Origin of the sequence: Streptacidiphilus carbonis (assembly GCF_000787775.1) — a bacterium.
In the GTDB taxonomy this organism is placed as follows: Bacteria; Actinomycetota; Actinomycetes; order Streptomycetales; family Streptomycetaceae; genus Streptacidiphilus; species Streptacidiphilus carbonis.
The window spans coordinates 1-22,431 of sequence record NZ_BBPM01000013.1; the positions used below are offsets into that span (position 1 = coordinate 1).

General features: G+C 72.2%; 20 protein-coding genes and 1 pseudogene. 5 read left to right on the plus strand and 16 right to left on the minus strand.

Features of this window, described 5'->3' with window-relative positions:
- The 15 genes from TR46_RS12365 to hisD form a co-directional block, all read right to left on the minus strand.
- On the minus strand, window positions 1-988 hold a 988-nt coding region (locus tag TR46_RS12365; RefSeq protein WP_152626430.1), incomplete at its 3' end, for a WxL protein peptidoglycan domain-containing protein.
- A 104-nt stretch (window positions 989-1,092) separates the two neighbouring features.
- The gene (locus TR46_RS45025) at window positions 1,093-2,685 is read right to left on the minus strand and encodes an Ig-like domain-containing protein (protein ID WP_052432739.1); all 1,593 of its coding nucleotides are present in this window, start codon (window positions 2,683-2,685) and stop codon (window positions 1,093-1,095) included.
- 80 nt (window positions 2,686-2,765) lie between these two features.
- Complete coding sequence (locus TR46_RS12375) at window positions 2,766-3,752, minus strand: substrate-binding domain-containing protein (protein ID WP_084718376.1); 987 nt, start codon at window positions 3,750-3,752, stop codon at window positions 2,766-2,768.
- Between the two features lie 101 nt (window positions 3,753-3,853).
- A complete protein-coding gene (locus TR46_RS12380; RefSeq protein WP_152626431.1) occupies window positions 3,854-6,640 on the minus strand; it encodes a hypothetical protein in 2,787 nt (928 codons plus the stop codon).
- Window positions 6,637-9,480, minus strand: a complete 2,844-nt coding sequence (pstA, locus tag TR46_RS44185) for a phosphate ABC transporter permease PstA (RefSeq protein ID WP_084718377.1) — start codon at window positions 9,478-9,480, stop codon at window positions 6,637-6,639. The genes TR46_RS12380 and pstA overlap by 4 nt, the downstream gene beginning before the upstream one ends.
- Window positions 9,477-10,472, minus strand: a complete 996-nt coding sequence (gene pstC, locus TR46_RS12400) for a phosphate ABC transporter permease subunit PstC (protein WP_042398628.1) — start codon at window positions 10,470-10,472, stop codon at window positions 9,477-9,479. Before pstC ends, pstA begins: the two co-directional genes overlap by 4 nt.
- On the minus strand, window positions 10,469-10,969 hold the full coding sequence (locus TR46_RS12405; RefSeq protein WP_042398630.1) for a hypothetical protein: 501 nt from the start codon (window positions 10,967-10,969) through the stop codon (window positions 10,469-10,471). Before TR46_RS12405 ends, pstC begins: the two co-directional genes overlap by 4 nt.
- Window positions 10,970-11,215: 246 nt before the next feature.
- Entirely contained in the window at window positions 11,216-11,986 is a 771-nt protein-coding gene (gene hisF, locus TR46_RS12410; RefSeq protein WP_042398633.1) for an imidazole glycerol phosphate synthase subunit HisF, read from the minus strand.
- A gap of 6 nt (window positions 11,987-11,992) precedes the next feature.
- Window positions 11,993-12,427 (minus strand): RidA family protein, encoded by a 435-nt coding sequence (locus tag TR46_RS12415; RefSeq protein WP_084718378.1) that lies wholly within the window; start codon window positions 12,425-12,427, stop codon window positions 11,993-11,995.
- 28 nt (window positions 12,428-12,455) lie between these two features.
- Window positions 12,456-13,190 (minus strand): bifunctional 1-(5-phosphoribosyl)-5-((5-phosphoribosylamino)methylideneamino)imidazole-4-carboxamide isomerase/phosphoribosylanthranilate isomerase PriA, encoded by a 735-nt coding sequence (priA, locus tag TR46_RS12420; protein ID WP_042398637.1) that lies wholly within the window; start codon window positions 13,188-13,190, stop codon window positions 12,456-12,458.
- Window positions 13,187-13,819 (minus strand): imidazole glycerol phosphate synthase subunit HisH, encoded by a 633-nt coding sequence (gene hisH, locus TR46_RS12425; protein WP_042398641.1) that lies wholly within the window; start codon window positions 13,817-13,819, stop codon window positions 13,187-13,189. Before hisH ends, priA begins: the two co-directional genes overlap by 4 nt.
- A 40-nt stretch (window positions 13,820-13,859) precedes the next feature.
- Entirely contained in the window at window positions 13,860-14,012 is a 153-nt protein-coding gene (locus TR46_RS43075) for a CG2302 family histidine operon protein (protein ID WP_042398644.1), read from the minus strand.
- A 3-nt stretch (window positions 14,013-14,015) separates the two neighbouring features.
- The gene (gene hisB, locus TR46_RS12435) at window positions 14,016-14,609 is read right to left on the minus strand and encodes an imidazoleglycerol-phosphate dehydratase HisB (RefSeq protein WP_042398965.1); all 594 of its coding nucleotides are present in this window, start codon (window positions 14,607-14,609) and stop codon (window positions 14,016-14,018) included.
- A 5-nt stretch (window positions 14,610-14,614) separates the two neighbouring features.
- Window positions 14,615-15,850 carry a histidinol-phosphate transaminase gene (locus TR46_RS12440; protein ID WP_084718379.1) on the minus strand — a complete coding sequence of 412 codons (1,236 nt, stop codon included), beginning with the start codon at window positions 15,848-15,850 and terminating at the stop codon, window positions 14,615-14,617.
- Complete coding sequence (hisD, locus tag TR46_RS12445; protein ID WP_042398646.1) at window positions 15,847-17,154, minus strand: histidinol dehydrogenase; 1,308 nt, start codon at window positions 17,152-17,154, stop codon at window positions 15,847-15,849. The genes TR46_RS12440 and hisD overlap by 4 nt, the downstream gene beginning before the upstream one ends.
- 144 nt (window positions 17,155-17,298) lie before the next feature.
- Between hisD and TR46_RS12450 the strand changes: the two genes are divergently transcribed.
- Window positions 17,299-18,033, plus strand: coding sequence for an LON peptidase substrate-binding domain-containing protein (locus tag TR46_RS12450; protein ID WP_084718380.1), 735 nt, complete (start codon window positions 17,299-17,301; stop codon window positions 18,031-18,033).
- Window positions 18,034-18,070: 37 nt separating this feature from the next.
- Here the strand turns inward: TR46_RS12450 and TR46_RS12455 are convergent, their stop codons facing one another.
- Window positions 18,071-18,829, minus strand: a complete 759-nt coding sequence (locus tag TR46_RS12455) for a hypothetical protein (protein ID WP_042398652.1) — start codon at window positions 18,827-18,829, stop codon at window positions 18,071-18,073.
- 239 nt (window positions 18,830-19,068) lie between these two features.
- Between TR46_RS12455 and TR46_RS12460 the strand changes: the two genes are divergently transcribed.
- The 4 genes and pseudogenes from TR46_RS12460 to TR46_RS42250 all read left to right on the plus strand — a co-directional run.
- Window positions 19,069-20,259, plus strand: coding sequence for an NYN domain-containing protein (locus TR46_RS12460; protein ID WP_042398979.1), 1,191 nt, complete (start codon window positions 19,069-19,071; stop codon window positions 20,257-20,259).
- A gap of 228 nt (window positions 20,260-20,487) precedes the next feature.
- A complete protein-coding gene (locus TR46_RS12465) occupies window positions 20,488-21,447 on the plus strand; it encodes an ABC transporter ATP-binding protein (protein WP_042398981.1) in 960 nt (319 codons plus the stop codon).
- Window positions 21,444-22,223 carry an ABC transporter permease gene (locus TR46_RS12470; protein WP_042398656.1) on the plus strand — a complete coding sequence of 260 codons (780 nt, stop codon included), beginning with the start codon at window positions 21,444-21,446 and terminating at the stop codon, window positions 22,221-22,223. Before TR46_RS12465 ends, TR46_RS12470 begins: the two co-directional genes overlap by 4 nt.
- Window positions 22,224-22,247: 24 nt before the next feature.
- Window positions 22,248-22,431, plus strand: a pseudogene (locus TR46_RS42250) (MarR family transcriptional regulator); the annotation flags it as partial.

The following is a 22,431-nucleotide window of genomic DNA, read 5'->3' on the forward strand; positions in this document are numbered from 1 at the left end:
GGTAGCGGGTGAAGGCGTAGAGAGCCAGGAGCAGCAGCAGTCCCAGCAGGGTCCACGGCACGGTGGCGAAGCGGGTCTGGGTGGTGGTGCTGGACAGCTTGGGGTCGGTGTCCCCGGTCACGGCCAGCGGGTCGACGGTGATCGAGGCGGTGGACCACAGGGCCGGGAAGAACCCGGAGACGGTCACCGTGTAGGTCGAGCTGTTGCCGGGCAGCAACTCGTTCAGTTCCGCCGGGCCCTTGGCGGTGACGATGGATCCGGCGGCGGTGCGCACCCGTACCGCCTGGTGCCCGGCCAGCCGGATGTTGCCGCTGTTGCGGACCGCGTAGCTGACGGTGGTGCTGCCGGTGCCGAACGGGTTGAGCGTGCCGTGGTAGACCGCGCTGACGCCCTGCAGGGTGAGCTGCGGCTTGAGCGCCCCGGGCACCCGCAGGTGGATCCGGGTGCCGACCCGCTCGTCCACGGCCACCTGGTTGCCCTTGGCGTCCTTGGTGATCCGCCGCAGCGACAGCACGACGCCGCCGGAGTGGTCGCCCGGGGTCGCCCCGGCCGGGACCGCCAGCGTGAACGGCACGGTCCGGTGTGACCGGGCCGGGAGCGTCACCGCGGCCGCGGCCAGGTGCACCCAGCTGCCGACGTCCTTGGACGTCTTCCCTGCCGGGAGGACGTCGTAGCCGCCGGTGTCGGTGTTGAAGGCGTCGGCCGCGTAGAGGGTGAGCGTCAGCGGCTGGTCGCCGTAGTTCCAGACCTCGACGTGGTCCTTGACCTGGGCGCCGGGCCCGGCGGAGTAGCTGAATGAGCCGCGGTTGTCCGGCCCCTTGGCTGAGGCGGGCTGGATGCCGAAGGTCTGCGGGGCGGGCGTGCTGGGCGCCGCCGCGGCGGGGACCGCCGTCCCGAGCGCGAGCAGCGCCGCGACCAGGGTCGTCAGCAGCAGCACCACGGCGGGTGCTCGGTGTTGCCGGTGCGGTGCGGTGCGTCGTCGTCTCATCGGGCGTCCTTCGCTGCGGGATAGCGGTGGGGCGGTGCCTGCCCCGCACGGCGGGCTGCCGTGCGGGGCAGGCGGGAACTGACGTCACATCAGCTGAAGTGCTGTCACATCACGGTGAGCGTCAGCACACCGGTGTAGCGGCCGGCCACCGTGGAGGTGGGGGCGACCAGGGAGAGGTCGGCGCCCAGCTGGGCGGTGCCCAGGCCGGTGGCGCTGGCCAGGGTGCGGGAGGACTTCAGGCCGAGCACGCCGCTGTCCGTGGAGGGCACGGCGTTGGCCGGGGCGACGTTGCCGCCCAGGGCGAGCTTGACGTTGTCGTCCTTGGTGACCAGGTTGGGCGCCCAGCCCAGGTTCTGGGCGCTGATGGTGCCGGTGCCGGAGGTGAAGTCCGCGGCCTGGCCGCTGAGCGACCAGCCGGGGGCGCCGGCCCGGGTGTCGGTGACGGTGACGGTCTGGATCGGACCGGCCGTCGAGAACTGGGTGCTGGTGGTGTTCAGCGCCATCGCGGGCAGGTTGACCTGGTTCCCGGCCACGCTGAGGGCGAGGGCGCCGGGGGCGACGGTGGTGTTGATGTTCTCGGTGCCGGTCGCCGATCCGCTGCCGCCGCCGGTGGGGGCGGTCACCGTGAACGGCACGGCCGTCGCGCTGGAGGCCGCGAAGGCGGCGGGGTCGGCGGGGGTGAAGGAGGCGGTGAGCGAGTGGTCGCCCTCGGCCAGGTTGCTGACGGTCAGCGAGGCGCTGCCGCCGGACAGCGCGACGGTGCCGAGGGTGGCGCCGTTGCCGGCGTCCCTGAAGGTGACCGAGCCGACCGCGTCGGAGGGGGTGACTGTCGCGGTCAGCGCGACCGGGTCGCCGGGGGCGGCCGAGCCGCCGGGGGTCACCGCCAGCGAGGTGGTGGTGTTGACCGCGCCGGGAGCGCTGACGGTGTAGGTGGTCGCCGTCGAGGTGGAGCTGCCGAAGGCGGCGTCGGTGGAGGTGAAGGCGGCGGAGAGCGAGTGCGCACCCTGGGTCAGCGCGGAGGTGGTCAGGGTGGCGGTGCCGTTGACCACTGCGACCGGGGCGCCAACCGCGTTGACGCCGTCCATGAACTGGACGGTCCCGGCAGCGGTCGGGGAGACCTGCGCGGTCAGGGTGACCTGGCTGCCGGTGGTGGCCGAACCGGTCGGAGTGACGGCCAGGGTGGTGGTGGTCGCGGTGACCTGGGACCCGGCCGGGTCGGTGGACTGGTAGGTGGTCGGCGTGGTGAACCAGATGGAGCCGGTGAAGTCGCCGTAGTGGGTGGCGCCGAAGGCGTTCCTGCAGACCATGGTGAAGTCGTACTTGCCGGAGAGCGCGGCTATGCCGGCGTCCTGGGCGTCCTGGCGCATGGTGTCGACCAGGGCGAAGATGTAGCCGCCGTTCGCCGTGGTCGGCAGCGTGCTGATCGCCTGGTTGGGCGTCACGTTGGTCGCGGTGGTGAAGCCCTCGCCGGTCACGTAGATCTGGACGTAGTCGGCACCGCTGTTGCAGGCACCGGACGTGCTGAACGACATGCCGTCGTTGTCGGCCCCGGTGGCCGGAGTGGCGGTGAGGGTGCCCAGGACGGTGTCGTCGGCGTGCGCGGCGGGCGCGGCGATCATGGCCATGGAGCCGGCTGCGAGCAGGGTGGCGGTGCCCAGGGCGATGCGCTTGGGCAGTCGGTTGACGGTAGTTGACACGGTGGGACTCGCCTTCTCGGTGGGAGGGTGGAGCCTTGCTGACCGGAACTGCTCTGCGCGGGAGTGGTGGTGATGCACCGTCAGCCGCTGGTCTTGGAGGTGTCGCCGCAGTTCGTGTCGAGCCCGAAGCCGTAGCTCTTGATGATCGCGGTCTGCTGGCAGATCAGTGAGGTGCCGCCGACGAAGACCGTGCTGTACGGGGCGGTGGCGACCTTGCTGCTGGGGATCACGTTGTAGACCTCGCGGGTGGCCGCGGAGCCGGTGTTCAGCAGCAGCGACGGGGCGCCGTTGATGTTGCCGAGGATCGCGCTGCCGCGCAGGTCGGTGATGGTGCCCGACTCCTGGGCGATGTACTGGGCGATGGAGAACGGCGCGATGTCGGTGTCGTCCAGGACCCGGCCGTCGTGCTCCTCGATGGTCTTGCCGTTCTTGGTGTCGCTGACGCAGGGGTACTTGCCGGTGACCACGTCGGCGTCGGAGATGCCGACCGTGGTCTCCCAGAAGCTGCGGGTGCCGGAGCCGGGCTGCGGCAGCAGCGCGTGGATGGTGTAGTTCGGCGCGGTGCCCACGTAGTTGGGGTCGCAGGTGTAGATGGAGTGCAGGTCGGCCAGGGTCAGGTTGCGGGGCACCGCGCTCTTGGGCGTGATCGCGTAGGTGACCGCGTCGATCGCATAGGGGACGTAGGTCAGGCCGGGGACGCTGGCCGTGGTGTTCAGGCTGGAGGAGCGGGAGAACTGGATGCAGCCGTCGGCGGCCGTGAGCGAGTTCAGCAGGGCGGTGCGGCCGGCGCCGGAGCCGTTGGGGCGGTTCAGGGCCTGGCAGGCGGTGGCCGCCTGGGTGTTGATGGTGGCGGAGCCGGTGGCGTCGTAGGAGCCGATCACCTTCTGGCCGCTGACGGTGATGGCGTTGGACATCGCGTTCATGACGCCCTGGGTGGTGTCGGAACCGACGCCGGCCAGCTGGCGGTAGGTGGGGGTGCCTGAGGGGTCGGCCTGGGCGGTGCCGGCGCCGAAGGCCATCAGGCCGATGCCGGCGACCGAGGCGGCGAGCTTGAGCGAGTTCTTCATGAGGTGATGCATCCCTTTCAACGGTGTTACGCAGCACGGCCGGAGGGATTCCGGTCGGCGGGATGGTGGTCTGTGCTGCTGAACCTGCGTCAACTTCGGTGTCAGCTACGGCGTCGACGCATATAGCGGGTCAGCAGTGGGCTCGCGATGCCTGCCGCGGCTCCGGCCGCCAGCAGATCGAGGAGCAGGTAGTGGAAGGCGCCGGGGTCGGTCCGCGCGGTACGGGCCAGGGTGACCTTGGGGGTGGCCGAGGGCGCCAGCACAACCGTTGAGTGGGAGGGGGACGGCGAGGATGACGGTGTCGTCCTGCCGCCGGTGCCGCCGCTGCCCCCGGTCCCGCCCGATCCCCCGCCGATACTTCCGCCGGTGCTGCCGCTGCTGGACGACCCGGCGCCGGACCCGGTGGCGGCGGCCGAGGCCTGCGCCTTGCCGGTGCTCGGCGGCGAACTGTTCGCGGTCGTCGCCGGGGTGTCGTCCACAATGGTCTGGGCCGCGGTCAGCGCCGCCGTCCGCAGGTTCGCCGGTAGCGGCACATAGCCGTCACCCAGCTCCCCGGGGGCGACTCCGGGAGTCTGGCCTTCGCCGACGGCGTACCGGATCAGCGAGGCGTAGGCCGCGCCCTCGGCGGGCTGGAGCAGCGTGGGGACGGTGGCCGCATAGCTGACCATGGTGAGCGGGTAGGCGCCGGCCGCCTTGGTCGCGGGCGGCTCGGTGAGCACCCCTGTGCCCGTCAGCGCCTGCATCGCCGCCGCCCCGGCCAGCAGCGAGGCGGTCGTCGGCGCCACGTACTCGCCGTCGCCGTTGAGCAGTTCGGCGGTGTCCAGGCCGTAGCGGGCCGCGGTCGCGGTGTCGGTGACGGACAGGATGCCGATCTCCCCCTGCGGCTCCGGGTTGCCCTTCTTCAGCTGCGGCGGGGTGGCCGTGGCGTCCCAGATGCTCTTGGACAGGGTGTCGCCGCGGGAGGCCGACCTGGCCGCGTCGTGCAGGTTGAGGGCGTAGGGGTGGGCGTCCTGGGTGCACCAGGCCGGCCGCTTGTTGGGGTCGCCCGGGAACTCCTGGCAGAAGGGGTCCTTCTTGGGGAAGTCGTCCCGGGGCAGGTTCAGCGAGGCTAGGGTGTAGTTGGGGTTGACCACCATGCCGTACGGGTCTTTGGTGCCGGACAGGAACGCCTCGGCGTCCGGGTCCGCCAGCACCCAGGCCCACAGGTGCCGTGCGGTGTCCGACTGGCCCTCGGGCAGCAGCAGGTCGGGGATCCGGGACGGGAAGTAGAGGTCCTTGAAGGCCGGGTTGAGGGCCGTGAACTCCGGGTCGCTGGTCAGGTCCAGCGGATTGTTCGCGACGTCCGTGGCCTGGTAGTTGACCGCGTAGCGGTAGGACTGGGTGAGCAGCTTGGCGACCAGCCGCTGATTGAGCTTGATCTGCGGTATCCGCTGTCCGTCCTTCAGCCGATCGGTCGCCGGTGTGCCGGAGTAGGACTGGCTCTGCACATCGAAGGCGATGGTCACCCCGGACAGCGTCAGCGGGGCGTAGACCGGGGTCTGCCCGGTCTTGACAGACGCGGTCGGGACGGGGTCGGTGACGTACTCCAGACCGGGGTCGGTGCCCCCGGTGAGTGCGGACCGGGCGGAGTTGTCGGTGTTCGGGGTGTAGCCGAAGATCGAGGTGGTCTGCCGGCAGAGCACCGGCTGCCAGCGGACGATGGCCTCCTCCACCAGTTCGCTGCCGAAGGTGAGCTGCTCGTCGGCGCCGATCGGGCAGTTGAGTCCGAGCGGGGCGAAGTGCAGCGGCACCACCAGACGGTGGGCCCAGTTGGTGGCGGACAGCGGCGAGGACTGCAGCTTGCCGGAGTTGCCCGTCGGCACCATGCCGTCGACGTCGGTCTCCCCGCGCGGCACCACCACCAGCCAGCACCTGCGGCCCTCGCCCGGCGTGGCCTTGGTACTGGCGTCGACCTCGCCGCAGCCGAGTCCTGCGGCCTCCATCCCGGTCATGGTCTCGAAGAAGACCTGGCCGGTGCCATTGGCCCGGGTCGGCGCGAAGGGCACCTCGTTGGTGGTGCCCGCGTCGAAGAACTGACTGTCGGCGCCGTTCTCGGTGACCCCCTTCCAGGAGGTGAACGGGGTGTACACGTTGACGTTGGGCTTGGTCTGCTTCAGCGTCTCGGCCGGGTCGACCAGATTGCCGTAGTTGAGCTGACGGCTCGCCACATAGTCGCCGCCCCGGCTGTCCCCGCGGTCCGCGCCGTACTCGCACTGGGTGCGGTCCGGGCCGGTGGCCGCGTCGCCCCAGCACTCCATCAGCTCCAGGTAGTCGGTGGCGAAGGTGGTCGGGTTGGGCTGGGTGGGCTTGCCGCCGGTCCAGGTCACCTGGACCACCTGGTCCACCAGGTCCTCGGTCTGGGCGACCGTCACGGACAGCCCGGAGAAGGTCCCGCTGCCGGTCACGGTCACCGCCGAGCCCGCGGCGGAGCTGACCGCCGCCGGGCTGACGGCCCTCCTGGCCCCCGTCGCCGCTCTGACGGCGGCGGCCGAGGCGGCCGCCGGGTGGCCCGGCAGCAGGGCGGACTCGGTGCGGCTGACCACCGGGGCCTTCGAGCCGGCTGCGGCGGAACCTCCCGAACCGCCTGAACCGCCCGAACCGCCCGAACCGCCGGCCGACGTCGCGGCGCCGCCGGTGGGATCGATCGGCACGGCCGACCCGGTCATCGGGTCCACCTGGATCGAGGGGGTGGCGGCGCTTCCCACCGCCGCCGTCCCGGTCGGCGCCCGGTCACCGTTCTGGGAGGCGTAGCCGAGCCCCGCCGAGACCAGCACCGCTGCGGCGGCGACGGCGCGGAAGAGCCGGGACCGGAGCACGGCACCGGTGGGTACGAGTCGGCGGAGTCTCATCGCTTGGCCCCCCGGCGACGCGCCGCCCGGCCGGCCAGCACCGGTGGCACCACCACGATCGAGCCCAGCAGCAGCCCGGCGACCGCCATCAGCACATGCTGCAGGGTGCCGTCGGAGGCGGCCGCGATCGTGACCGGGTCGGCGATCACGGTGCTGCCGCCGCTGGTCGACCCGCCGCTTCCGCTGCCCCCTCCGCCGCCGACCAGTCCGGGGTCGCCGGAGGCGGAACCGCCTCCGGACGAGCCGCCTGCGCTGCCGCTGGTGCCTCCGGTGGCCGCCGCGCCGCCGGTGCCGCCGCCGGATGCCCCGGTGCCGCTGCCTCCGCCCGTGGCAGTGCCGGCGCTGCCACTGCCGCCGGTGCTCCCCGTGCCGCCGGAAGCGCTGCCGCCGGTGCTGCCGCCGCTCCCGGATCCGCCGGAGGCACTCCCCGTGCCGCCCTTCTTGTCCGAGGCGGGCGGGTACGGGGCCGTCTTGGCCAGGGTGTTGGTGCCGTCGGTGGAGAAGGTCGGGTTGTGGCAGCCGGCGATGTTCACCGTGTTGGCCTCGGCCCCGGGGATCTTCCGCACCTGGGTCAGCGCCGCCTGCACCAGGTTGATGGGCAGCGGCGAGTAGCCCAGCCGGGGCGCGTCCTGCTGCCCCTGGCACAGGAAGTAGTAGGCGAAGGCGCTGAGGGTGTTCCCCTTGGCGGTGGTGAACTTGGACTCCACCGCGGTCGGAAGGATCATGTAGCTGTAGCTGGACAGCGGGTAGGTGCGGGGATCGGGGTTGTCGTAGACCCCGTCCAGGTTCTGGGTCAGATTCGCGTTGATCTTCGCCTTGGTCAGTGCCACGGCCACGTTCGCCGCGGTGGGTCCGTCGTAGTAGCCGGCCGCGTTGAGCATCTTCGCCACCGGGTAGCCGGTCAGCACCGCGTAGGAGTACTCGACATAGGTGATGGAGCCCTCGTTGTTGTCCTGGGCCACGAAGCCGGAGACGCTCTGCGAACTGCCCAGCGACTGGAAGCCCTCACCGTTGACCAGCGGGTAGAAGGAGGTGACCCCGCAGGGCGAGCTGCGCCCGGCCTTGACGCAGTAGGCGTTCCAGAGCTTGGACTCCTTCTTGCTCATCCAGGTGGTGAGCTGGGCCGTGGTGCCGGATCCGTCCGAGCGCACCACCGGCACGATCTGCCGTGCGGGCAGGGTCAGCGACGGGTTGTCAGCCGCGACGGCGGGGTCGTTCCACTTGGTGATGGTGCCGGTGAAGATCCCCGCGATCGTGTCCGGCGACAGCCGCAGCGAGGTCACCCGCTGTCCGTTGATCTTCAGGTTGTACATGAACGAGGTGCCGCCGGCCACGATCGGCATATAGGCGAAGTGCCGGGACGGGGGCGCCTCGTAGACGCCGTCGTCGGTGATCCCGTAGGGGATCTCGGAGACGTCGAAGTCGTTGGCGCCGTTCTTGAACTTGGTGCGGCCGTCGGAGGAGCCGGTGGCGCTGAAGTTGACCGTCATGCCGTACTGCTTGACGTTGGTGGTCCAGGCGTCCATGGCGTTGCTGCTCCAGGTGGACCCGGCGCCGTCGATGGAGACGTACGGCGCCGCGGCCGACGCCCTCGGGGCGCCGCCCCAGAGAACCCCGGTCGCGATCAGCGCCAGGGACGCCGCCACCGCCCCGGCCCGTCGGACATAGCGCGTCGCGGTCCGGGCCGACGCCGAGCTCCTGCGCTTCTGCTGACGCCGGGTCAGCTCACCGGGCGCCCTGCCACCGATCAGACGGGCCGTCAGGAACAGTGCCAGGACCAGCAGCATCAGCACTGCGGCGGCGCCGAAGCCCCGGCTGATCTGCCACTTGGAGGGCAGTCGGACCAGGGTGAACACCAGTAGCGGCAGCGAGACCTGCGGGCCGTGCAGCGGATCGGCGTTGAAGGCCTTGTTGTAGCCGGAGGTCAGCAGGACCGGCGAGGTCTCGCCGATGCCGCGCGCGGTGCCCAGGATGACGGCGGTGGTCAGCCCGGAGCGCGAGGTCGGCAGCACCACCTGCCACACGGTCCGCAGCCGTCCCGCGCCCAGGGCGTAGGAGGCCTCCTTCAGTGATCCCGGCACCAGCCGCAGCACCACGTCGCCGGCCCTGATGATGATCGGCAGCATCATCACCGAGATCGCGCAGCCGGCGGCGAGCCCGCACTGCTTGCCGTGCAGCACATCGGTCAGCACCACGTAGACGAACAGCCCGGCGACGATCGAGGGCAGCGCCGTCATCGCCTCGACCACGGTGCGGACGAAGCGGGCGAAGCGGCCGGGCACCTCGGTGAGGAAGACCGCGCAGCTGACCCCGAGCGGCACGGTGATCGCCAGGGCGATGCCGATCTGCTCCAGCGAACCCACCAGCGCGTGCTTGACGCCGCCCACGACCAGCGGGGTCAGCGAGTCGGCCTCGGACATGTCCTGGGTGTAGAAGTTGCCGTGCGGCAGCGCGTCCTTGCCCTGGTAGAGGGTGTAGCCGATGGTGAAGACCAGGGCGATCACCACCAGCGCGGCCAGGCTGTGCACCACCGCGGCCGCCAGCCGGTCCCGTACCGTGAGGCTGTTCTCGTCCTGGGCGACCAGCAGCGCGTACAGGCCCAGGAAGCACAGCCAGGAGCAGACCACGAAACCCAGCGGCCCGTTCAGCGGCAGCAGGTAGCGGAACAGCAGCGCGGTGGCGCCCACGCCGCCGACCAGCGCGCCGACCAGCGCGTAGCGGTCACTGGGCAGGGCGGCCCCCGGGCGTCTGCGGACTTCTTCGGTGCTGCCGGGCGGGCTCGGCACCACCACGGTGGTGGCGGCGACGGCCGTGGCGGCGGCCGGGACGCTGTTGCTCATGTGCTTGCTCCGGAACGGCTGCGGGCGACGACGGCCGAGGCGGCGAAGTTCACTGCCAGGGTCATCAGGAACAGGACCAGTCCGGCGGCCATCAGCGCGGACAGTCCGAACGAGGTGGAATCCCCGAAGTGCAGGGCGATCAGTGCGGCGACCGTGCTGGTGCCGCTCTGCAGGATGTGCGGCTGGATGGCGAAGACCATGGAGATGATCATGTAGACGGTGATCGTCTCGCCCAGGGCGCGGCCCAGGCCGAGCATGGTGCCGCCGATGATCCCGCCGCGTCCGTAGGGCAGGACGACCGAGCGGATCATTCCCCAGCGGGTGGAACCGAGGGCGTAGGCGGCCTCCCGTTCGCCGGCCGGGGCCTGCCCGAACACCTCGCGCATCACCGAGCACATGATCGGAGTGATCATCAGGGCGACCACGGTGCCGGCGATGAACGTCGACGAGGTGTAGGCGGCCATCGGCGCCAGCGGGTCGTGCGGGTCGGCGCCGTCCACCTTGAACAGCGGGATCCAGCCGAACCAGGTGGAGATCCAGCGGGCCAGGCCGGTCATCCGCTGCTCCAGGAAGAAGAACCCCCAGAGCCCGTAGACCACGCTGGGCACCGCGGCCATCAGGTCGACCAGGGTGATGAGCGTCCGCCTGGCCCGCGGCGGCGCGTACTCGGCGATGTACAGCGCCATGCCGAGCGCCAGCGGCACCGCGAGCAGCACCGCCAGGGCGCCGATCAGCAGGGTGCCGACGAGCACGGCGGCGATGCCGAAGCGGCCGCGGTGCCCGTCCGGGTCCCACTGCTGGACGGTGAGGAAGGACCAGCCGGCCACCCGCAGCGCCTGACTGGCCTGGACCGCCAGGAAGCCGCCCACCGCCAGCATGATCAGCAGCACCACCGCCCCGCTGGAGCGGGCGCCCAGGGTGAACAGCCGGTCGCCGAGGCCCGCGTTGGCGCTGAGCCGGCGCGGCCGGTCCTGCGGCAGCTCCGCGCTCAACGCAGCACCGCCACGGCCTCAGCGCCGCGGTTCCCCGGGGGGCGGCCCCCCGCACCCCCACGCCCCGCGGCATCCGGGGCCGCGACCGCCGGACCGGTCGGTCCCTCGGCCGGAGGCTGTGCGAACTCCGGTTCCCGCCGCGGCAGTTCGGCCAGGAGTACGCCGGCCAGGAACTGCGCCAGGTTGTACTGGCACTCCCGCTGCCGGCGGTACGCCCGCCCCGAGGCGGCCGCGGCCACCTCGTCCACCGCGATCCGCCAGGCCCACATCGCCCCCGGCTGGACCCGGTGCACGGTCACCACGGCCCGCGCCATGTCGGCCCTCAGCCGCAGTACCGCCTCGCGGCAGGCCTGCTCCTCCGCGAAGCGCGGCACCCCGCGGCCGAGCTCCCGGTTGTTGGCGCCGACCAGCCGCCAGCCGACGCGCTCGCCACTGACCGCGTCCGTCCCCGTCCTGACGACGGGTCTGCTGTCGATGAGAAAACGTGCCTGTGCCATGCCGCGCTCCTCGGGTCCTACTGCGACGCACCCCAGGGGCGCATCCGCCACTGGCCGAGAGAGACGGTCCTGTCCTCAAGCAGATGGACAGGATCTGCAAGGAGAACGCCGGACATGAGGCAGGTAAACGGGAGGGATGGAGGTTGTCAGGGAAGTGTGGAGGGCCTTGCATATGGTGGAGGGATGTGGGTGAACCAACGGCCCTCCACGATCGGCACGACGCCCCCGTCGCTGGAGTACTGGAGTTCAGCGGACCGGGTGGCCGGCCTCCCGCAGCGACTGCTTGACCTCACCGATACGCAGGTCGCCGAAGTGGAACACGCTGGCCGCCAGGACGGCGTCCGCCCCTGCCGCGACGGCGGGGGCGAAGTCGGCCAGCCGCCCGGCGCCGCCGCTGGCGATCACCGGCACGCCCACCACCTTGCGGACCGCGCGCAGCAGTTCCAGGTCGTAGCCGTCCTTGGTGCCGTCCGCGTCCATGGAGTTGAGCAGGATCTCGCCGGCGCCCAGGCGCGCCGCGCGCTCGGCCCACTCCACCGCGTCGATCCCGGTGCCGCGGCGGCCGCCGTGGGTGGTGACCTCGAAACCGGAGGCGGTGACGGTGCCCTCCGGCGCCCTGCGGGCGTCGATGGACAGCACCAGCACCTGCCGCCCGAAGCGCTCGGCGATCTCGCGCAGCAGCTCGGGCCGGGCGATGGCGGCGGTGTTGACGCCGACCTTGTCCGCGCCGGCCCGCAGCAGCCTGTTCACGTCCTCGACCTCGCGCACCCCGCCGCCGACCGTCAGCGGGATGAACACCTGCTCGGCGGTGCGGCGCACCACGTCGTAGGTGGTCTCCCGGTCGCCGGAGGAGGCGGTGATGTCCAGGAAGGTGAGCTCGTCGGCGCCCTCGGCGTCGTAGAGCTTGGCCATCTCCACCGGGTCGCCCGCGTCGCGCAGGTTCTGGAAGTTGACGCCCTTGACCACCCGCCCGGCGTCGACGTCCAGGCAGGGGATCACACGAACGGCGAGAGTCATGGCTGTTCAGGCCTTCCTTCGGTACGCCTCGACCTCGACCTCCACGGCCATCCGGGAGTCGAGCAGGGCACTGACGACAACGATGGTGGCGGCGGGCCGCACAGCACCGAAGAGTTCCTTGTGGACCCGGCCCACGTCCTCGACGTCCCGGGCATGGGTGACGTACATCCTGGTCCGCACGACGTCGTCGGCGCCGAGCCCGTACCGGGCCAGCGCCGTCACGGCCACGCCGAAGGCGGCCCTGGCCTGCTCGGCCGGCGAGCCCTCCAGCACGACCCGGCCGTCGTCCCAGGCGGTGCAGCCGGAGACGAACACGAAATCGCCGGCGGCGACGGCCCGGGAGAAGCCGAACTGCTCCTCCCAGGGGCTGTTGCCGTTGCTGCGGGCCACCGGGGGGCGGTCCCCGAGGCTTCCGAGGGGAACAGCCGGATTCTCCGTCATAACGGGCTCATCTCCCTGATGATCGCCCTCAGGACACCGCAGCCAGTGCCTCTTCGAGGGTGAATGCCTGAGCGTAGAGTGCCTTGCCCACGATCGCGCCCTCGACACCGGAACCGACCAGGCCGGCGATGTCGCGCAGGTCCTGCAGCGAGGACACGCCGCCGCTGGCGACGACCGCGCGGTCGGTGGCGGCGCAGACGTTGCGCAGCAGGTCGAGGTTGGGGCCGGTGAGGGTGCCGTCCTTGTCGACGTCGGTGACCACGTAGCGGGCGCAGCCCTCGGCGTCCAGGCGGGCCAGCGCCTCGTAGAGGTCGCCGCCCTCGCTGGTCCAGCCGCGGCCGCGCAGGGTGGTGCCGACCACGTCCAGACCGACCGCGATCCGGTCGCCGTACTCGGCGATGGCCTTGGCGACCCACTCCGGCGACTCCAGCGCGGCGGTGCCGAGGTTGACCCGGGCGCAGCCGGTGGCCAGCGCGGCGCGCAGCGAGTCGTCGTCGCGGATGCCGCCGGAGAGCTCGACCCTGACGTCCAGTCGGCCGGTGACCTCGGCCAGCAGGGCGCGGTTGTCGCCGGTGCCGAAGGCGGCGTCCAGGTCGACCAGGTGGATCCACTCGGCGCCGGCGCTCTGCCAGGCCAGCGCGGCGGCGAGCGGCTCGCCGTAGGAGGTCTCGGAGCCGGAGGCGCCCTTGACCAGGCGTACCGCCTGGCCGTCGCGGACGTCCACGGCGGGGAGGAGGACCAGGCGGTCGGAGGTGCTGCTCACAGCGTGGAGATCCAGTTCTTCAGCAGGGTGGCTCCGGCGTCGCCGGACTTCTCGGGGTGGAACTGCGTCGCGGACAGCGGGCCGTTCTCCACGGCGGCCACGAAGGGCTCGCCGTGCTCGGCCCAGGTGACCAGCGGCGGGCGCAGCTGCTCGATGGGCTGCAGCTCCCAGCTGCGGACCGCGTAGGAGTGCACGAAGTAGTAGCGGGTGTCGGCGTCCAGGCCGGCGAACAGGGCGCTCTGCTCCGGCGCCTTGACCGTGTTCCAGCCCATGTGCGGGACGATCGGCGCCTGCAGCGGCTCGACCGTGCCGGGCCACTCGTCGCAGCCCTCGGTCTCCACGCCGTGCTCGACGCCCCGGGCGAACAGGATCTGCATGCCCACGCAGATCCCCAGCACCGGGCGGCCGCCGGACAGCCGGCGCCCGATCACCCGCTCGCCGCGGACCGCCCGCAGGCCCTCCATGCAGGCGGCGAAGGCGCCGACGCCGGGGACCAGCAGTCCGTCCGCGTCCAGCGCGGTCCGGAAGTCCGAGGTGACCTCCACCTCGGCGCCGACGCGCTCCAGGGCGCGCTGGGCGGAGCGGAGGTTGCCCGAGCCGTAGTCGAGGACGACCACTCGCTTGGCCATCAGGGCCAGCCTTTCTTCAGATGCGGACGCGCGTCCGGCCTCAGGCGCGCAGGAGTCCGGTGGCCAGGCACATGCCCGAGCCGAGGAGCAGCAGCAGGACGACGCCCCTGGGCAGCTTCTGCTTCCAGAACGAGTAGGCCCCGCCGAGCAGGAACAGGCCGAGGAAGACGAAGACGATGGTCGAGGTGCTCATTGGCTACAGCGCGCCCTTGGTCGAGGGGAGGATCCCGGCCGCGCGCGGGTCCAGTTCGCTGGCGTACCGCAGCGCCCGGGCGAGCGCCTTGAACTGGCACTCGACAATGTGGTGGGCATTGCGTCCATACGGTACGTGGACGTGCAGGCCGATCTGCGCCTGGGCCACGAACGACTCCAGGATGTGCCGGGTCATCGTGGTGTCGTAGGCGCCGATCATCGGCGCCATGCCCTCCGGCTCGGTGTGCACCAGGTAGGGGCGGCCGGAGAGGTCCACGGTGACCTGGGCCAGCGACTCGTCCAGCGGCACGGTGCAGTTGCCGAAGCGGTAGATGCCGATCTTGTCGCCGAGCGCCTGCTTGAACGCGGCGCCGAGCGCGAGGGCGGTGTCCTCGATGGTGTGGTGGGTGTCGATGTGCAGGTCGCCGTCGGTCTTGACGGTGAGGTCGAACAGGCCGTGCCGGCCGAGCTGGTCCAGCATGTGGTCGTAGAAGCCGACGCCGGTGCTGATGTCGGTCTTCCCGTGCCCGTCCAGGTCGATCTCGACCTTGACGGAGGTCTCCTTGGTGGTGCGCTCGACGCGCCCGATGCGGGACATGGTGGTCACAGCTCCTTGGTTGCGGCACGGACGGCGTCGAGGAAGGCGTTGTTCTCGTCGGGGGTGCCGGCGGTGACCCGCAGCCGGCCCGGAACCCCGTTGTCGCGGACCAGCACGCCCTGGGCGAGGATCGCCTGCCAGACCGCGTGGGTGTCGGCGAACTCGCCGAACTGCACGAAGTTGGCGTCGGAGTCGGTGACGTCCAGACCCATCGCGCGCAGTTCGGTGACGATACGGTCGCGCTCGGCCTTGAGCCGCTCGACGTAGCCCAGCAGGGTGTCGGTGAACTCCAGCGCCGCCAGCGCGGTGGCCTGGGTGACCGAGGACAGGTGGTACGGCAGCCGGACCAGCTGCACCGCGTCCACCACGGCCGGGTCGGCGGCCAGGTAGCCGAGCCGCAGCCCGGCCGCGCCGAAGGCCTTGGACATGGTGCGGGTGACCACCAGCAGCGGCCGGCCCTCGATCAGCGGCAGCAGCGAGTCGTGGTGCGAGAACTCGATGTAGGCCTCGTCCACGACCACCAGCGTGGGCTTGACCGCCTGCGCGGCCTCGTACAGCGCCAGCACCGTCTCGCGCGGGACCGCGGTGCCGGTGGGGTTGTTGGGCGAGCAGACGAACAGCACGTCGGGCCGCTGCACGGCGATCGCGGCGAGGGCGACGTCCAGGTCGATGGTGAAGTCGTCGTCGCGCGGGCCCTGGGTCCAGTGGGTGCCGGTGCCCCGGGCGATCAGGTCGTGCATCTGGTAGGTGGGCGCGAAGCCCAGCGCGGTGCGCCCGGGGCCGCCGAAGGTCTGCAGCAGCTGCTGCAGGACCTCGTTGGACCCGTTGGCCGCCCAGACGTTCTCCCGGGCCACCGGGAAGCCGGTCGACTTCGTCAGGTACGCGGCCAGGCCCTCGCGCAGCTCCACCGCGTCCCGGTCGGGGTAGCGGTTGAGGTTCCGGGCCGCGTCGGCCACCCGCTCGGCGATCCGGGCGACCAGCGCCTCGGGCAGCGGGTACGGGTTCTCGTTGGTGTTCAGCAGCACCGGGACGTCCAACTGCGGTGCCCCGTACGGGGACTTGCCCTTGAGCTCGTCCCGGATCGGCAGGTCGTCGATACTCCAACCTCCCGGGGAGCGACCCCCCGTACCCCCACGCAAACCCGCGGTGGCGGGCGTGAAGTGGCTGGACCCGGCGTGGAGCGTCTGAGGATCCTTGCTGGCGCCCTCAAGGTTGGTGCCGCCGGCGCTTCCTGTACTCATGCGTTCGGAACCGTCCATTCGAAGCGTGCACGCACGGCGTGGCCGTGTCCGGGCAGGTCCTCGGCGTCGGCGAAGGTCACCACGTGCTTGGCGACCCCGGCCAGCGCCTCCTGGGAGTAGTCCACGACATGGATCCCGCGCAGGAAGGACTGCACGCTCAGGCCCGAGGAGTGGCAGGCGCAGCCGCCGGTGGGCAGCACGTGGTTGGACCCGGCCGCGTAGTCGCCCAGCGACACCGGCGAGTAGGCGCCGACGAAGACCGCGCCGGCGTTGCGGACCCTGGCCGCGACGGCGGGGGCGTCGGCGGTCTGGATCTCCAGGTGCTCGGCGGCGTAGGCGTTGACCACCTCCAGGCCCTGCTCCAGCGAGTCGACCAGGATGATCCCGGACTGCTTGCCGGACAGCGCCTGGCGCACCCGGGCCTCGTGCCGGGTGGCGGCGACCTGGGCCTTCAGCTCGGTCTCCACCGCGTCGGCCAGCGCGACCGAGTCGGTGACCAGCACCGAGGCCGCGTTGGGGTCGTGCTCGGCCTGGCTGATCAGGTCGGCCGCGACGTGCCGGGGGTCGGCGGTGTCGTCGGCCAGGATGGCGATCTCGGTGGTGCCGGCCTCGGCGTCGATCCCGATCCGGCCCTTGAGCAGCCGCTTGGCCGCCGCGACGAAGATGTTGCCGGGGCCGGTGACCAGGTCGACCTGGCGGCACTCCCCCGCGCCGTAGGCGAACATCGCGATCGCCTGGGCGCCGCCGACCGCGTACACCTCGTCCACGCCGAGCAGCGCGCAGGCCGCCAGGATGGTGGGGTGCGGCAGGCCGTCGTGCTCCTTCTGCGGCGGTGAGGCCAGCGCGAGGCTGGGCACCCCGGCCTCCTGCGCGGGCACCACGTTCATCACCACGGACGAGGCCAGCGGCGCCAACCCGCCGGGGACGTAGAGGCCGACCCGGTCGACCGGCACCCAGCGCTCGGTGACCGTGCCGCCGGGGACGACGGTGGTGGTGTGGTCGGTGCGGCGCTGCTCGCGGTGCACGATCCGGACCCGGCGGACGGACTCCTCCAGCGCGGCCCTGATGTCGGGGTCGAGCTGCTCCAGCGCCGCCGCCATGGCCGCCTTCGGCACCCGGACGTCGGTCAGCCGTACTCCGTCGAAACGCTCGGTGATCTCGATCAGCGCCTCGACGCCCCGATGGCGGACGTCCTCGCAGATGGGCCGCACCTTCTCAAGCGCGGCCTCGACGTCGAGCTCGGCGCGCGGCAGTACATCGCGCGGGTCGTCGATGGAACCTCGGAGGTCGATTCGCGAAATCACATCAGCCAGTCTACGGAGCCCCGACAACGGCCGTTCCGCTATATCACCACTTGGGACGGCGTGGCGGCCCCGGGCTTCGGGGGAACCGGGCAGTACCGGGCAGACGGTACGGAGCGCCCCCGCCACCTGAGTACTCTTGCGCTCGTGACGGAACGGCTCCCCCTCTTCCCCCTGGGCACAGTGCTCTACCCCGGTCTGGTGCTGCCCCTGAACGTCTTCGAGGAGCGCTACCGCCGTCTCTTGGCGGACCTGCTGGCCGGTCCCGAGCCGCACCGCTTCGGTGTGGTCGGCATCCGGGCCGGCCGCGAGACCGCGCCGACCGGGGTCGCCGGACCTGACGGCGGCGACGCCGACCCGGGTGGCCAGGCCCTGGCCGGCCTCGGCCCCGACCCGGCGCAGGCCCTGTACGACCTTGGCTGCGTCGCCGAGATCGCCTCGGCGGAGCAGCGCGAGGACGGCGGCTACGACCTGATCGCGACCGGCACCACCCGGTTCAAGGTGCTGGACTTCGACGCCGCCGGCCCCTACCTCACCGCCGAGGTCGAGCGGCTGCCCGAGGTGGTCGGCCCGGAGGCCGCGGTGCTGGGACAGGCCGTGGAACGACTGTTCAGGACCTACCAGAAGCGGCTGGCCGGCGCCCGGGAGAGCACCGTGACCGGGCTGCAGGACCTCCCGGACGACCCGATGGTGCTGTCCTACCTGGTCGCGGCTGCCTCCGTGCTGGACACCTCGGACAAGCAGCGGCTGCTGGGCGCGGGCTCGGCGAGCGAACGGCTGACCGCGGAGCTGGCGCTGCTGCGCCAGGAGACCGCGGTGCTGGCCAAGCTGCCCTCGCTGCCGGCCGTCGAGCTCACCCGGCAGGCCTTCAACCCGAACTGACCGCCCCCCGTGCTGACCGACCCCCTGCTGACGGCCCTCAGCGCACGGTCACCTGGACGGCATAGGAGGACAGAGGCTCGGCCCAGGCCGTGCCGGGGTACACCCAGGTGTAGGTCCCGGTGTGCTCCGCCCGCACCCGCGCGGTGAACTGCCCCTGGCCGTCGGAGTCGACGGTGGCGACGGTCTGCGGGGTGGTGCAGCCCTTGGCGCAGAACTCCAGTCGGACCGTCTGGTCCGGACTGGGCGCCCACTGCTGGGTCTTCCACTGCGCGCGCTCCAGCAGCCCGCTGATGGAGATCGTCGCGCCGCGCGGGGCCGCCCGCGGTGCGCCGAAGCTGCTCAGCCGGCCCGCCTTGAGGATGCCGAAGGTCCCCGCCTTGGTCTCGGTGCGCCGGTCGCCGTCCCGCCCGTGCGCGGTGGCCTGGACGTACCAGCTGCCGGCCATGTCGTCGTAGATCTGCTGCCTGGTCACGTCCACCGAGGAGGTGCCGGTGCACACCGACACCGTCGCCGACTTCGCGGTGCAGGTCACGGCCGAGGAGCGGAGCGCGCCGTAGTCGGATCCCCACAGGCCGACACCGTCGACGGAACCGATCCCGGAGTCGTCCTCGGCGGTGATGCTGAAACCGAAGGCGACGTCGCCGGAGGGGCCCAGCACGATCGGCCTGCCGCCGTTCACCACCACCGAGGTGATCCTGGTGTCCCCGTGCGACTGCTTGATCGCCAGCGAGGGAACCAGCACCCCGGCGACCGCAAGCGCGCCCGACACCAGCAGCAGGACCGACCGTCTACGCATGATCTCCCTGCACCGTTCACGTCCCTACCACGGCCATTGTGCACCGGCCGCCATTGTGCCCCGGCCAATGTGAGCGTGTCCCCTCCAGTGTGTCCCCGCACTTGGATACGCTGCGGTCCGGTGGGGTATGGGCCTGTTCTCCAACGTGTTCGTCGGGGCGCGGCCGGTCACTCCGACCACTTCCACCCCGAACACCGGCCGGCCTGAGAAGGCTCGGCAGACGAAAGCAGGTGTTGGACGTGGATCGCTGTGTCGTCCTGGTGGACGCCGGGTACCTGCTCGGGGCTGCGGCCAGTCTGCTGGCCGGGGAGAGTTCACGCTCACAGATCACCGTCGACCAGAACGAACTGATCGGTCAGTTGCGCGAGCGCGCCGAGGCCGAGACCGGGCTGCCGCTGCTGCGGATCTACTGGTTCGACGCGGCGCCGGACCGCCGTCCCATGCCGGAGCACCGGCGGCTGCGGGTGATGCCCCGGGTCACCGTCCGGCTCGGCGCGCTGACCCGGGCCGAGGGCCGGATGGTGCAGAAGGGCGTGGACGCGGCGATGCACGCCGAGCTGTCCGAGCTGGCCCGCAACCGCGCCTGCGCGGACGTGGTGCTGGTGACCGGCGACGGCGACCTGCTGCCGGGGATGACCGCCGCCAAGGACTACGGGGTCGCCGTGCACCTGTGGGCGGTCCAGGCCGCCGACGGCGACTTCAACCAGTCGGAGGACCTGGTCGCCGAGGCCGACGAACGCCGGGTGCTGGACCGGGAGTGGATCACCCGCTCGGTGCGGCTGCGGGAGGTGGTCGCCCCGGCGGTCACCGCGGACCCGCGGCCCGAGTTCGCCAAGATCCTCTCCGCGCCGCAGCCGACGGCGGTCCCGGACACCCCGGAGGAGCTGGTCACGGCCGCGGCCACGGCCGTCGCGCGGCCGGCTCCGCCGACGGCGCCGAAGGTGCCCACCCCGAAGGAGATCGCCGCGGGGCTGGGCGCGGCGCGGACGGCGGCGGTGCCGCCGCCGGCGCCCTCGCTGCTGCGGTGGTCCTCCGAGCGGGGCATGGTGGACCGGCCGAGCGAGAGCAGCGGGCCGGCCGACAGCATCCCGACGCTGGCCCAGCTCACCACGGCCGAGCAGAAGTGGGCGGACCGCGAGGAGGACATCACAGCGGTGGGCGGCGACCCCACCGAGGTCGGCCAGGTCTTCGCCCGGCGCTGGACCGACCGGCTCGGGGACCCCTCGCGGCTCACCGTGCTGTGGCCGGACTACCCGCGGATCCCGCACCGGGTGGACGGGGAGCTGCTGCGCTACGCGGCGAGGTTCGGACTGCTGGCGCACAAGGACGACCAGATCGACGAGCACGACCGGTACGCGATCCGGGCCGGGTTCTGGCGGGAGCTCGCGGGGCGGGTTCCGGGTGGCGAAGCGGTGACGGTGGACAGCTGACAGTTGCCGTCGGGAGATGGTTTCTGTTCGCGCAGTTCCCTACGCCCCTACACGTTTGCAACTGAGCCAGTTGCAGTCCCCAGGGGCGCGGGGAACTGCGCGACAGGCCATGCACACGCCGCAGACAGCAAACCCGCCGGATCCCGCCACAACGCCAACCCGCTAAAGTCGAACACCGTGAGCACCCAGGCAACCCCCGCACCCCCGGCCCCCGCGCCGCCCGCGGAGATCTGTTGCAAGGTCACCGGTCTGACCAAGGCCTACCGCAGTGGCCGGGGCGCCAAGGCGAGGACCGTTCTCGCGAACGGCGACATCTCGCTGGAGATCCGCCGGGGCGAGGTCTTCGGGCTGCTCGGACCCAACGGTGCCGGGAAGTCGACCCTGGTCCGCCAGCTCACCGGGCTGCTGCGGCCGGACCAGGGGCGGATCGAGGTGCTGGGCCACGACATCGTCCGGCACCCGGACCGCGCCGCCCGGCTGCTGGCCTACCTGGGGCAGGAATCCACCGCCCTGGACGAGCTGACGGTGTCCCTGGCCGTGGAGACCACGGCCAGGCTCCGCGGCCTCCCCCACCCCGCCGCCCGCTCCGAGCGCGACGCGGTGCTGGCCGAGCTGGCCCTCGAACCCCTGGCCGAGCGTCCGCTGGCGAAGCTCTCCGGCGGACAGCGCCGGCTCGCCTGCTTCGCCACCACCCTGGTCGGCGAGCGCCCGCTGCTGGTCCTGGACGAGCCCACCACCGGCATGGACCCGGTGGCCCGCCGCGCCGTCTGGGCCGCGGTGGAGCGCCGCCGGGCCGACCGCGGCACCACCGTGCTGCTGGTCACCCACAACGTCATCGAGGCCGAGACGGTGCTGAACCGGGTCGCCGTCGTCGACGAGGGCCGGGTGATCGCCTGCGACACGCCCGGCGGGCTCAAGGCGCTGGTGGACGGCGACGTCCGGCTGGACCTGGTCTGGCGCGAGGAGCCGCCGACCCACCTGCCGCTGGTCGCCGCGCTGGCCCCGAGGGCCGCTGTGCACGGCCGCCGCTGGACCGTCCGCACCAGCCCGGACGAGGCCCGCGACCTGGTCGCCCAGGTCACCGGCGGGCCCGCCTTCGCCGCGCTGGACGACTTCTCGTTGGCCACCCCCAGCCTTGAGGACGTCTACCTGCTGCTCGGCGGCCGACACGAAGGACTGGTCAAGTGAGCACGGCCGCACTGCTGGCGCCCCGCGCCGCGCTGTTCCCCTCGCTGGGCGCGGTCTACCGGGCCCAGCTCTCCCGGGCCCGGGTGGCCCGGATCCCGCTGCTGTTCGTCGCCACCTTCCAGTCGCTGGGGATCATGGTGATGATGCGCGGGGTGGTCACCACCGGGTCCGCCGACGCCGTCGCGGCCCAGGACGTGGTGGCCGGGTCCACCGTGCTGGTGGTGGCCTTCGTCGCGCTCAACCTGCTGGCCCAGTACTTCGGCCGGTTGCGGGCCACCGGCGGCCTGGACCACTACGCCACGCTGCCGGTCCCGGCCGCCTCGGTGGTGCTGGGCACGGCCGCGGCGTACGCCTCGTTCACCGTGCCGGGGACGGTGCTCACCGCTGCCGCCGGCTGCGCGCTGTTCCAGCTGAGCTGGGTGCACCTGTGGGTGCTGGCGCTGGTGGTGCCGCTGTCCGGCGCGGCGCTGTCCGGACTCGGCGCGGCCTGCGGGCTGCTGGCGAACCGTCAGGAGATCGCCACACTGCTGGGGCAGTTGGGGATGTCGGCGGCGCTGCTGCTGGGGGTGCTGCCGCCGAGCCACATGCCCACGGTGATCAGGTGGGTCCGGGATCTGCTGCCGTCCACCTACGGCGTCGAGGCGCTGGCCCGTACCTTCGCGAAGCACCCGGACTGGGCGGCCGTCGCGGTGGACCTGGCGGTGTGCGCGGCGGTGGGCGTCGCGTCGCTGGCGGTGGCCACCTGGGCCTACCGCCGTGCCGCCACCCGTGCTTGAGCACGCACGTGCGACGATGACGCGGTGACCGCACCCGACACCCCCCACGACCCGCACGAGGACCCGGCCCAGGGCTCCCCCGCGCAGGCCCCGGCGCAGGCCCCGATGCCGCTCTCCAAGGAACCTGCCGAGCAGGCCCCGGCGCCGCGGGCGGCCCAGCCGGAGCACCCGGCCGGCCCGGCTCCCGCCGCCGCCCCCGCGGCCGGGC